The following is an 11,511-nucleotide window of genomic DNA, read 5'->3' on the forward strand; positions in this document are numbered from 1 at the left end:
CGCGCAAACGGATGCGCGCGCGGCGCGCAGGCAGGTGCCCGCGCGACCCGCACAGCCTACTGGGCAGGCTGGGTGGGCGAGAATCGGTGTCCGCCCAGCCTGCGCGCCGGGGTCAGCCGGCGTTGTAGAAGCTCTTGCGCAAGTACTCGTTGACGTCGTCCTCGGTCACCCGGAACGAACGGCCGACGCGAAGGGCCGGCAGCTCTCCGCTGTGGACGAGGCGATAGACGGTCATCTTCGACACGCGCATCTTGGCGGCCACTTCGGCGATCGTCAAGAAGACGACGTCTGACATGTCTCCAGGCTGGTTGGGACCCATCGGTGCACCATTCCTTCTGCGCAACGGCACCGGCTTCCCCACCGGTGTCACAAAATCGTGGCGCTCTTTTCGCGACAATAGGGCCAATGTGGCCTGTGGGGAAGGGTGTTACTAGAGAAACTTGTGGGACGCGCGGCGTGTCGGGTTGATCTGGCCCCATTTTCCTCCGCCGGCAGGGGTCACGGGTAGGGGTCGAGCCCGTGCAGCGGGAAGACCTCGGTCCGGGTTGCCATGATGGCGCGGTCGAGCCACGCCTCGGGGTCGTAGCCCCCCGACCAGTCGCGGTAGGCGGGCTTGCGACCGTCGGTGAGTCGGTGTGGCGCCGTACGACCCAGCACGTCGGCGACGTAGTCGCGCCACACCTGCGGAGTCTCGGTCGAGGGATCGAGCGGCTTGCCGGCCACGATCGCGAGCAGGTGGGTCCACGCCCTCGGCACCACCTCCACCAGGGCGTAGCCGCCGCCACCGGTGACGACCCACTTGCCGTCGCAGAGCTCGTGCGCGAGGTCGTGGAGGGCGAGGTAGGCCGCCCGCTGCCCGTCGACGCTGAGCATCAGGTGCGCCAGCGGGTCCTCCATGTGGGAGTCGCAGCCGTGCTGGGTGACCAGGATCTGCGGCTTGAACTCCCGCAGCAGGGGCGGGACGACGGCGTGGAAGGCGCGCAGCCAGCCACCGTCGCCGGTGCCGGGGGGGAGCGCCACGTTGACGGCCGAGCCCTCAGCGCCCTCGCCACCGGAGTCCTGCGGGAAGCCGGTGCCCGGGAAGAGCATCTGGCCGGTCTCGTGCAGGGAGATCGTGAGCACGCGCGGGTCGTCGTAGAAGATCTTCTCCACGCCGTCGCCGTGGTGGACGTCGACATCGACGTAGGCCACGCGTTCGACGCCGCTGTCGAGCAGGTGCTGGATCCCGATCGCGATGTCGTTGTAGATGCAAAAGCCGCTCGAGCGGTCGGCCATCGCGTGGTGGAGGCCCCCGACGATGCTGGCGCTGTGCATCGACTCGCCGCTCAACACCTGTCGGCAGGCCTCGACGCTCGCGCCCACGACATGGGCCGCCGCCACGTGCATGTCCCGGAAGACCGGGTTGTCGTCGCTGCCGAGCCCGTGCACGGGATCCTCGCCACCCTCCTGGCCCAAGCGGGTGACGGCCGCGATCAGCTCCCGGGTGTGGATCGTGGCGATCAGGTCGTCATCGGCCATCGGCGGGGGCACGACCGTGAGGTCGGCCAGCACGCCGAGAGCCTCGGCCAGACGCATCGTGAGGTCCACCCGGATCGGGGACATCGGGTGCGACGGTCCGAAGTTGTACTCCGTCAACGTGGAATCGAAGACGACCGACGCCGGTCCGGAGCACTCCACCATGGGCCGAACCTATCCCGCTGCCTGCGCCGGGGCGCGGAGCGTTCGGCTGGTGGCCGATCTGGCGATGCTCGAGGCTCCTCGACGACGTCGTGGCGCTGCTCGACGCGATGGGCGCGCGAACGTGTCTGGCAGCGGGTGCAAGACTCGGGGCATGGATCCCTCAGCTCTCCGCGGGGCCAACCGGGGCCTCGGCCTCGACCTGGACTTCCCGCAGTCCCTCGCCGTCTACGACACCTACGAGCAGGCGCAGCGCGCCGTCGACCACCTTTCCGACGAGCACTTCCCGGTCGAGAACCTCCTGATCGTCGGCACCGACCTCAAGCGGGTCGAACGCGTGACCGGACGCCTCACCTGGGCGCGGGTCGCAGCAGCGGGCGCCATCACCGGCCTGTGGTTCGGCGTCTTCGTCGGACTTGTCTTCGCCCTCTGGGTGGAGGGCGAGCTGCTCGGCGTCCTGCTCTCCACGGCCTTCTTCGGCGCCCTCTTCGGCGTCGTGTGGTCGCTGGCGGGCTACGCCGCGACGCGGGGCAAGCGCGACTTCAGCTCGGTGACGGCCGTGATCGCGACCCGCTACGAGGTGCTGGTGGAGCACAAGCACCGCGAGGCGGCGCGGACGATCCTGGCCGCGCAACCCGGGCTGCTGCCCGACCCGCACGCCGCGAGCTGACCTGGCGGGTCAGTTGCCTTCGGCGAGCTCGCGCGAGCGGTTGCGGGCGGCTTCCATCGCGGCGAGGAACGCGGCGCGGACCTTGTGGATCTCGAGCTCGCGCAGTGCCGACGCGGTGGTGCCGCCGGGCGACGTGACCTGTTCGCGCAGCACGACGGGGTGGGTGCCGGTCTCGCGGAGCATCTTGGCCGAGCCGTAGAGCGTCTGGATGACCAGCTCGGACGAGGTGGCGCGCGGCAGGCCCAGGTGGACGCCCGCCTCGATCATCGACTCGACGACGAAGAAGATGTAGGCGGGACCGGAGCCGCTGATCGCGGTGACCGCGTCCTGCTGCTTCTCGGGCACGCGCACGACGCGACCGGTGGAGGCGAGCAGCGACTCGGCCTCGGCCAGGTGCGCCTCGTCGCAGTGCGAGCCGGGCGAGATGGCGGCCATGCCCTCGTCGACCAGCGCGGGCGTGTTGGGCATGACGCGGACGACCGCGACGCCCTCGGGCACGCGCGACTCGATGAAGGCGGTGGTGATGCCGGCAGCCAGGCTGACGAGCAGCTGGCCCGGCCGCAGGACCGGCGCGATCTCCTCGAGCACGGTCGCCATGTCCTGCGGCTTCACCACGAGGGCGACGGTGTCGGCCTTGGTGGCCGCCTCGATGTTGGAGACGACCGCGACGCCGTAGCGCTCCTCGAGCTCACGGGCTCGCTCGACGCGCTTCTCACCGACGAGCAGGAGGTCGACACGACGGCCCGCGCGGACGAGACCGGACAGCAGGGTCTCCCCCATCACGCCGGCGCCGATGATCGCGGTCTGGCCCATGCTGACCTACTTCTTGGAGACGAGTGAGCGGAGGAAGAAGGTGAGATTCTGCGGGCGCTCGGCCATCCGACGCATGAGGTAGCCGTACCACTCCTGGCCGTAGGGGATGTAGACGCGCACCGTCTCGCCGGCGGCCGCGAGGCGCTTCTGCTCCGCGGGCCGGATGCCGTAGAGCATCTGGAACTCGTAGGTGCCGGCGCGGCGGCCGTAGCGGCTCGCGAGCGACGAGGCGATCTGGATCATCCGCGGGTCGTGGCTGGCGATCATCGGGTAGCCCTGACCGGCCAGCAGCACCTTGAGGCAGCGGACATAGGACTTGTCGACGTCGAGGCGGTCCTGGAAGGCGACCGTCTCGGGCTCCATGTAGGCGCCCTTGCACAGCCGCACGCGTGAGCCCTCGTAGGCCAGCGCCCGGCAGTCCGCCTCGGTGCGGTGCAGCATCGCCTGGAGCACGGCGCCGGTCTCGGGGAAGTCCTTGCGCAGCTCGCGCAGGATGCCGAGCGTCGAGTCGGTGGTCGTGTGGTCCTCCATGTCGAGGGTGACCGTGGTGCCGGCGTTGCGGGCGGCACGGCAGATCTCGCGCGCATTCTCCAGCGCGGTCTTCTCGCCGATGTCCGGCAGCGCCTGGCCGACCGCGGAGAGCTTCACGCTGACCTCGGCCCTGCCGGCGAGCCCGCGCCGAGAGAGCTCGGCGAGCATGTCCTTGTAGGCCGCCACCGTGGCCTCGGCCTGGGCGAGGTCGAGGGTGTCCTCGCCGAGGAAGTCGAGGGTGACGCGGAGGTCGTCGTCGATGAGGACGGACGTGGCGTCGACGGCCGACTCGGTGGTCTCGCCGGGGACATAGCTCGTGACGATCCCGGACGAGACCGGCATGGTGCTGACGAGCTTCTTCACCTTGTCGCTCTTGGCGAGAAGGAGGATCGGTTGACGGAGCAGTGACATGCCGCACAGGCTACGCCGAAGGACGCGCTGAGGCCGAGTCAGGCCGTACGTCGCCGCAGCGTCGCCGCTCCGAGCGCCAGCCCGGCGAGGGCGAAGCCCAGGACCACACCGACGTCGCCCCACACGACGGACTGGTCAGCCGCACCCACCAGCTCCTGCATGGCATCGACGGCGTAGGACAACGGCAGGACATTGCTCACCGCCTCGAGCACCGACGGCATGCTCCCGCGGTCGACGAAGAGGCCGCACAGCAGGATCTGCGGGATCACGACGAGCGGCATGAACTGGACCGCCTGGAACTCGGTGGCCGCGAACGCGCTGACGAACAGGCCCAGCGCCGTCCCGAGCACGGCGTCGACGATCGCGACGACGCCCAGCAACCAGACCGGTCCGTTGGCACCGAGTCCGAGGAGGCCGACGCTGACCGCCACGGCGAGGGCCGACTGCACGGCCGCGATCGCACCGAAGGCGAGGGCATAGCCCAGCAGGAAGTCGAGCTTGCCCATCGGCATCGAGAGCAGGCGTTCGAGGGTGCCGCTGCTGCGCTCGCGCAGGGTGGTGACGCTGGTGACGAGGAACATCACGGTGAAGGGGAAGAGCGCCAGCAGCCCCGGGCCGAAGCGGTCGAACGCAGCACCCGGCAGGTCCTGGAACATCCACCACAGCAGCGAGATGAGCAGGCAGGGCAGCACCAGCAGCATGGCCAGGGTGCGGTGGTCGCGGCGGATCTGGGTGAGGACGCGACCCGCGACGGCGAGGATCCTCATGCGACGGCCTCCACGATCCTCAGGAACGCGTCCTCGATGTCGCGGGCGTCGCCTCGGATCTCGGTCGGGGTGCCGCTGGCGATGATCCGGCCCTCGCGCATCAACAACAGTTGGTCGCAGCGCTCGGCCTCGTCCATCACATGACTGGAGACGACAACGGCCCTGCCCGCGTCGGCCAGTCGGTGGAAGAGCGCCCACAGGTCGCGGCGCAGGACCGGGTCGAGGCCGACGGTGGGTTCGTCGAGGACGAGGACGTCAGGGTCTCCGAGCAGCGCGACGGCGAGGCTGACGCGGGAGCGCTGCCCGCCGCTGAGATTGCCGACGACCTGATCCCGGTGGCTCTCGAGGTCGACGGCGGCGATCGCCTCGTCGATCGCCTCGTCGATCGCCGTCACCCCGAGCACCCGGGCGAAGAACCGCAGGTTCTCGGTGGCCGTCAGGTCGTCGTACACACTCGAGGCCTGCGTGAGGTAGCCGACGCGGTCGCGGAGTGGCTTGGCACCGGCCGGCTGGCCGAGGATCTCGACGCCGCCCGACGTGACCCGCTGCACGCCGACGACGGCGCGCATCAGGGTCGACTTGCCGCAGCCGCTGGGGCCGAGGAGGCCCGTGACGCCGGGACCGATGTCGAGCGAGATGCCGGGCAGCACCTCACGCGTGCCGCGGACCACGCGGAGGTCGGTGATCGAGATGACATTATTCATCATGTGTTGAATTGTGCGCCTCGCCCCTGTCCGCGTCAAGGCATCGCCCCCTCGACTGGATATCCATGGGCGAGATGGTTGTGTCAGAGGGGGATTTCCAGCCATCCCGCCCATGGATATCGCCTCACCTGGGAGCCCGGGGGCCTCAGTCTCCCAGGGGAGCCAGCAGGTTCTCCTTGCCCTCGAAGGCGAACATGAGCAGGTCGGTCATGCGGAACCGGCCGTCGACGGCGCCCAGGTTGGGACGGAACTCCGGGCTGCGAACGATGGAGTGGACGCTCGCCTCCATCGCTCGATGGAGCGTCTCCACCACGATGCGGGCGCCGACGCCGGTGAGCTCACCCTGGTTGAGCTCGGCCTCGCGCAGGCAGTAGAACCACAGTGGGGTGTCGGCCAGGAACGCATCGAGTTGCGCCGTTGTCAGGCCCGAGAGGTCGGCGCCGCCGGAGCCGTCACGAAGCTGCGCCTTGGTGAGCGTCGCAACCGGCACACCGCTGGTGCGGAGCAGCGCAGCCATCTGCTGACCGCTCGCGAGACGGACCATCCCGGCGCGCACGAGATTGCGGAAGGCGAGGTTGGCCCGGATCGTGAACGCGTCGCCGGGCGCCCCACCGAAGGAGCCGATCGGCAGCACCGACAAAGGGTCGACCAGGCGGGTGTCGATCCGGCGCGCGAGGTTGAACTCACCCCGAGGCGGCTTCAGGTCCGGTCGGCCGATCTGGGCGAAGCGGTAGAGCCGTCGCCAGTCCGCGATCCAGTTGCTCGGCAGGGTGGGATCGCCACCCAGGTCACCACTCGTGCCGGAGAACAGGAACAGCAAGTCGAGCGAGGCCGAGCCGCTCGGGAACCTCGCGTTCCAGGCATAGGACTCCCGCACCATCGAATGGCCGAGCCGGAAGGCCCCGATCGAGAACTCGACCGGCATCCTCGGCATCGAGAACGGGTCGGCGCCCGGCTCCACGAGCTTGCGGCCTCCGGTGAAGACGTCGGTCACGACCGCCCCGTCGCAGATGCGCGGGAGGTAGTCGGTCTTCAACATCCACTGGTAGTGGAGGACGACGCGGCGCCGGGCGCGCTCGAAGCGCTCGGCCGGCGGGACGCCCGCGCCGAGGGCGCCGACGACGCGGTTGTGGAATCGGATCATCGCGGCGTGGTGCTGGGCTACGGCGAGGTTCTCGTCGTTGCGGAGGTCGGGGATCCTCGCCTTGCGCTTCGCCGAGGCCGATCCGGTGCCGACGCGCGGTACGTCGAAGCCGACGCGCGCGACGTCTCCGCCGATCCTGGTGGTCTTGCCGACCTTGAGCCGCGTCCTGTCCGCCTCGTAGAACTCCCCCGACACCGGGTCGAGGGGGCCAGCGCCGTACAGGCTGTCGAGGTCGAGCGTCGGCGAGCGTCCCTGCACGAGATCGGCCGGCGAGATCTGGTCGCCGAACGCGACCAGGGTCTTGTCGAAGGTGAGGTCGTGGTCGACGAACTGGCCGAGGTAGGTGAAGCCTGCCGGGATGTTGCCGTCGCGGTTGGCGCCCCTGGTCATGGCCTCGGCCACCTTGCGCAGGATCGCGTCGGGCAGCTTCGTGCCCTTCGGCCCGATCCGCGCGAAGCGGAACGTGGGCGCTGCGCGCAGGGCGACACCGGTCGGGGCCGTGACACCTGCTCGGGCGCTCAGCCCGTCACCCGCGTCGGCCGGCTGCCCGACCACCCCTTCGCCCTCGATGAAGAAGACCTCCCGGCCGTGCCGGGGTGTCGGTTCCTCTGGCGCCATCGCTACCTCCCGAGTGGGTTGACCACTCGCACTGTTCCCCCTTACGCCGGCGCGCGCATCACCCGAACTGTGGATTTCGGTGCAGGACCGGCCCGGCGACGTCAGGGCAGATCGCCGGTGAGGTAGCGCTGGAGCGTCGGGGCGTACGTCGCGATCACGTCGTCGTGCGGGAGCGAGGCGAGCGGCTCCACGCGGAGCACGTAGCGCATCAGGATCAGGCCCATCACCTGACTGGCGACGAGGGTCATCCGGTGCTCGGACTGGTCGAGGCCGAGCATGGCTCCGATCGGCTGGACGACCACCGGCAAGAAGCCCTCCGAGAGCAGCCGATCGCCTCCGGGCTCGAGGATCCGTCGTGCCACCGTGAGCAGCGCGGGCTGGACGGCCGGGTCGTCCCAGACGCTGAGGAAGGCACCGAGGAAGCGCTCGGCCACCTCGTCACGCGGACCGTCGACCACGTGGGCGACGACCGCCCGCGGGTCGACCGGCAGCTCCATCGCCGCCAGGAAGAGGTCGTCCTTGGTGCCGAAGTAGTGGTGCACCAGCGCCGGATCGACGCCGGCGGCGGAGGCGACGGCCCGGATCGTCGTACCGCGGTAGCCCTGCGCCGCGAAGGACGACCGGGCCGCAGCCAGCACCGCGGCGCGGGTGTCGGGTGCGCCGGGACGGCGGCCGCGGGCAGTGCGGGCCATCACGTCGTGCGTACGGCGAAGTGCTGGCGCGCGAAGGACAGCGACTCCGCCAGGTCGGCGATCCGCTCCTCGCGGGTGGGGCAGCGGCGGGTGTTGATCTCGAGGATGATGTGCCCGTCGAAGCCGCGCTCGGCCAGGTGCGCGAGGACGGCGTCGGCGCGCATGGCCCCGCGTCCGGGCACCAGGTGCTCATCCTTGGCGGAGCCGCTGCCGTCGGTGAGGTGGACGTGGCGCAGCCGGTCACCGAGGCGCTGGGCCATCTCGATCACGTCCGAGTCGGCGATGGCGGCGTGCGAGAGGTCGATGGTGGTGTTGGCGTACGGCTGCTGGCTGGGGTCCCAGCCGGGGAGATACATCTCCATGCCTCGTCGCGAGGAGGCCCGCCACGGATACATGTTCTCGACCGCGAACGCGATGCCCGTCGAGCTCTCGAGCGCGGCGATGCCGTCGACGAACCCCGCGGCGTACTCCTTCTGCCACCGAAACGGCGGGTGGACCACGACCACGCCGGCACCGACCTCGGCCGCGAGCTCGGCGGAGCGCTCGAGCTTGCCCCACGGCTCGGTGCCCCAGACGCGCTGCGTCCACAGCAGGCAGGGGGCGTGGATCGCGCACACCGGCATCTCGTGGTGGGCGATCAACTGCTTGATCGCCGACGTCTGCTGGGACAGGGCATCGATGCCGACCATCACCTCGACCGCGTCGTAGCCGAGCTGCGCCGCATAGCCGAAGGCATGGGCGGTCGACTCGGGATAGACCGAGGCCGTGGAGAGGCCGATCAGCGTCACGGCTGGCTCAACACCGAGATCTGGTCGAGGCGCTCGAGGATCACGCCTTCACGCAGCGCCCACGGACAGATCTCCAGGGCGGGCAGGTCGAAGATGTCCATGCAGGCCTCCGCCACCAGGGCGCCCGGGACGATCTGGTGGGTGCGGCTCGACGAGACGCCGGGCAGGGACGCCAGCTCGTCGGCGTTGAGACCGATGAGCTTGGGGATCCACATCGCGAGTGTGGACCGCTCCAGCGCTCGCGGCACGAGCCGGCCCTCGCCGCTGGGCGCGGCGCCACAGATGCGGGCCAACGAACGGAACGTCTTCGAGGTCGCCGCGGCCCGATCCGGGATGCCGGGGCGGAGCAGGTGACCGGCGTTGTCGGCGATGTCGGCCCGGATCTGGCGCCGCAGCAGGCGAACCGCCTCCTCGTCGGGCCGGTCACCGCCGAACCAGGTCCGCGCGAGCCGGGCCGCGCCGAGCGGCAGGGACCAGGCGATGTCGGGGGCCTCGTCGGAGCCGCCCGCGATCTCCAGCGACCCGCCGCCGATGTCGAAGACCGCCAGCCGGCCGGCGGACCAGCCGAACCAGCGGCGTACGGCGAGGAAGGTCAGGCGTGCCTCGTCCTCCCCGGACAGGACGGCGAGGTTGACCCCGGCGACACGGTTGACGTGGGCAAGCACCTCATCGGCGTTGACGGAGTCACGGACCGCGGACGTGGCGAAGCCGAGCATCTCGGCGCAGCCCTTGTCCTCGGCCACGCGCACGGCGGAGGCACAGAAGTCGGTGAGGGCGTCGATCCCGTCCTGCGTCACGGCACCGCCCTCGTCGAGGTGCTCGGCCAGCCGGAGCGGCTGCTTGTGGGAGAACGCCGGCAGTGGGGCCGCGCCACCGTGCGCATCGACCACGAGGAGATGACCGGTGTTGGAGCCGATGTCTAGGACGCCCAGGCGCATGGCACCAAACTACTAGGCACCGCGGTCGCCCGTAGGATCGTCAGGTGCCTGAAGTCGATCTCGTCTTTCCCCGTGCCTACGTCGAGTTCGCCGACCCGGCCGACGAGGAGCAGGTCTTCCGCTGCGACCTGACCTGGCTGACCTCGAGCTACATGTGCATCTTCGGCCAGGGCTGCCAGGGGATCTACGCCGACGCCCCCGACACCGGCTGCTGCACGCTCGGCGCCCACTTCGCCGACAAGGACGACGAGTCGCGGGTTGCGGCGTACGTCGCCCAGCTCACGCCGGATCAGTGGCAGTTCCATCCCGGGCGGGCGGCGAAGAAGGCCGACTGGGTGGAGAAGGACGACGAGGGGGAGCGCAAGACGCTGACCCGCGAGCACGAAGGACAGTCGGCGTGCATCTTCCACAATCGCGCGGACTTCAGCACCGGTGCGGGTTGCGCGCTCCACGGGCTCGCGCTCGAGCAGGGACGCAACCCGCTCGAGACGAAGCCCGACGTGTGCTGGCAGCTGCCGATCCGGCGCACGTTCCGCACCGTCGAACGGCAGGACGCCACGACCTACACCGAGGTCTCGATCGGTGAGTACGACCGCCGCGGCTGGGGCCCCGGCGGGCACGACCTCGACTGGTACTGCTCGGGAAACACCGAGGCGCACGTCGCCCTCGAGCCGGTGTTCGTCACCCACGAGGCCGAGCTCACCGAACTGATGGGCCGGGACGGCTACACCGAGCTCGTCCGTCACTGCGAGGCGCACGTGCGCTCACGCTCCGCCCTGGCGCTGCACCCGGCCGACCCGCGCTAGGCGAAGGTTTCTCGACGTCAAGAGAACCCGACCCCCTGTGCGACCGGCACGGACAACGGGGTCAGAATGCCTGCATGCGCCTGGACCATCTTTCTTTCGCAGCCACTCCGGATGGCCTCGCCAGCACTGCCCAGCGCATCGGGGAAATGCTTGGCAAGGAATTCATCGACGGCGGGGTACACCCCCGATTCGGCACGCGCAACATGATCATGCCGCTCGGTGGTGGCACCTACCTCGAGGTTGTGGAGGTGCTCGACCACCCGGCGAGCGACAAGGCCCCGTTCGGCCAGGCCGTCCGCGCCCGCTCGGCGGCCGGCGGCGGCTGGCTGGGTTGGGTCGTGGCAGTCGACGACATCGCCGAGGTCGAGACTCGACTCGGCCGCGAGGCCGTCAAGGGCAACCGGCACCTCCCCACCGGTGAAGAGCTGCTGTGGCAGCAGATCGGTGTCACCAGCCTGATGGACGACCCACAGCTGCCGTTCTTCATCAAGTGGCAGTCGCCCGCCGAGATGCACCCGAGCAACGGCGCCGACCCTGACTTCTCGCTGGCCACTCTCGAGATCGCCGGCGACCCGCAGCGGGTCAGCGAGTGGCTCGGCGAGAGCGTCGAGGCACCGCTGGAGGACGTCAAGGTCGAGTGGGTCGCCCCCAACGGCACCCCGGGCATCCTGGCCGCGCAGTTCCAGACCCCCTCGGGCCTGGTCCGGATCTGAGCTCCGCGCTCCGCGCATGACCAGGGCGCCGCGACCGGAGGGGGCCACCCCGTCGCCGAACATCTGGCACCACCCGGCGACCTACGAGATCGAGAACCGCGCCGCCGATCCCGGCGGTCTGATCGAGGCTGCGATGGCCTCGGTCGCCTCCTGGGACGGCGTGCGCTTCCTCGACCTGGGCTGCGGCAGCGGCTTCCACCTTCCCCGCTGGGCCACGTCGGCGGCCTCGGTGGTCGGGG

Annotated in this window: 13 protein-coding genes and 1 pseudogene; 4 read left to right on the top strand and 10 right to left on the bottom strand. The window is 70.2% G+C overall.

The features are described from left to right. Positions 1 to 112: 112 nt before the first annotated feature. Both RMO85_RS01140 and RMO85_RS01145 read right to left on the bottom strand, forming a co-directional pair. The gene (locus RMO85_RS01140; protein ID WP_397202783.1) at positions 113 to 319 is read right to left on the bottom strand and encodes a helix-turn-helix domain-containing protein; all 207 of its coding nucleotides are present in this window, start codon (positions 317 to 319) and stop codon (positions 113 to 115) included. A gap of 179 nt (positions 320 to 498) precedes the next feature. Next, positions 499 to 1,680 (bottom strand): acetoin utilization protein AcuC, encoded by a 1,182-nt coding sequence (locus tag RMO85_RS01145; protein WP_310525928.1) that lies wholly within the window; start codon positions 1,678 to 1,680, stop codon positions 499 to 501. 151 nt (positions 1,681 to 1,831) lie between these two features. Here RMO85_RS01145 and RMO85_RS01150 point away from each other — a divergent pair, with 151 nt between their 5' ends. Beyond that, positions 1,832 to 2,347, top strand: a complete 516-nt coding sequence (locus tag RMO85_RS01150; RefSeq protein WP_310525929.1) for a general stress protein — start codon at positions 1,832 to 1,834, stop codon at positions 2,345 to 2,347. 9 nt (positions 2,348 to 2,356) lie between these two features. Here the strand turns inward: RMO85_RS01150 and proC are convergent, their stop codons facing one another. From proC to RMO85_RS01190, 8 genes are all read right to left on the bottom strand, one after another. Then, complete coding sequence (proC, locus tag RMO85_RS01155) at positions 2,357 to 3,160, bottom strand: pyrroline-5-carboxylate reductase (RefSeq protein WP_310525930.1); 804 nt, start codon at positions 3,158 to 3,160, stop codon at positions 2,357 to 2,359. Positions 3,161 to 3,166: 6 nt separating this feature from the next. Continuing rightward, a complete protein-coding gene (locus RMO85_RS01160; RefSeq protein ID WP_310525944.1) occupies positions 3,167 to 4,096 on the bottom strand; it encodes a proline dehydrogenase family protein in 930 nt (309 codons plus the stop codon). Positions 4,097 to 4,140: 44 nt separating this feature from the next. After that, positions 4,141 to 4,869 carry an ABC transporter permease gene (locus tag RMO85_RS01165; protein ID WP_310525932.1) on the bottom strand — a complete coding sequence of 243 codons (729 nt, stop codon included), beginning with the start codon at positions 4,867 to 4,869 and terminating at the stop codon, positions 4,141 to 4,143. After that, a complete protein-coding gene (locus RMO85_RS01170) occupies positions 4,866 to 5,573 on the bottom strand; it encodes an ABC transporter ATP-binding protein (protein WP_310525934.1) in 708 nt (235 codons plus the stop codon). The genes RMO85_RS01165 and RMO85_RS01170 overlap by 4 nt, the downstream gene beginning before the upstream one ends. 145 nt (positions 5,574 to 5,718) lie before the next feature. After that, positions 5,719 to 7,335 (bottom strand): peroxidase family protein, encoded by a 1,617-nt coding sequence (locus tag RMO85_RS01175; protein ID WP_310525936.1) that lies wholly within the window; start codon positions 7,333 to 7,335, stop codon positions 5,719 to 5,721. A 101-nt stretch (positions 7,336 to 7,436) separates the two neighbouring features. After that, entirely contained in the window at positions 7,437 to 8,027 is a 591-nt protein-coding gene (locus tag RMO85_RS01180; protein WP_310525938.1) for a TetR family transcriptional regulator, read from the bottom strand. Further along, on the bottom strand, positions 8,027 to 8,815 hold the full coding sequence (locus RMO85_RS01185) for a sugar phosphate isomerase/epimerase (RefSeq protein WP_310525939.1): 789 nt from the start codon (positions 8,813 to 8,815) through the stop codon (positions 8,027 to 8,029). Before RMO85_RS01185 ends, RMO85_RS01180 begins: the two co-directional genes overlap by 1 nt. Beyond that, positions 8,812 to 9,753, bottom strand: a complete 942-nt coding sequence (locus RMO85_RS01190) for a Ppx/GppA phosphatase family protein (RefSeq protein ID WP_310525940.1) — start codon at positions 9,751 to 9,753, stop codon at positions 8,812 to 8,814. Before RMO85_RS01190 ends, RMO85_RS01185 begins: the two co-directional genes overlap by 4 nt. Before the next feature lie 44 nt (positions 9,754 to 9,797). Between RMO85_RS01190 and RMO85_RS01195 the strand changes: the two genes are divergently transcribed. The 3 genes and pseudogenes from RMO85_RS01195 to RMO85_RS01205 all read left to right on the top strand — a co-directional run. Beyond that, positions 9,798 to 10,559, top strand: coding sequence for a hypothetical protein (locus tag RMO85_RS01195; protein WP_310525942.1), 762 nt, complete (start codon positions 9,798 to 9,800; stop codon positions 10,557 to 10,559). A 74-nt stretch (positions 10,560 to 10,633) separates the two neighbouring features. After that, positions 10,634 to 11,272, top strand: a complete 639-nt coding sequence (locus RMO85_RS01200) for a VOC family protein (protein WP_310525943.1) — start codon at positions 10,634 to 10,636, stop codon at positions 11,270 to 11,272. Positions 11,273 to 11,288: 16 nt separating this feature from the next. Continuing rightward, positions 11,289 to 11,511, top strand: a pseudogene (locus RMO85_RS01205) (SAM-dependent methyltransferase); the annotation flags it as partial.

The sequence above is a fragment of the Nocardioides sp. genome (assembly GCF_031422975.1).
Taxonomy (GTDB): Bacteria; Actinomycetota; Actinomycetes; order Propionibacteriales; family Nocardioidaceae; genus Nocardioides.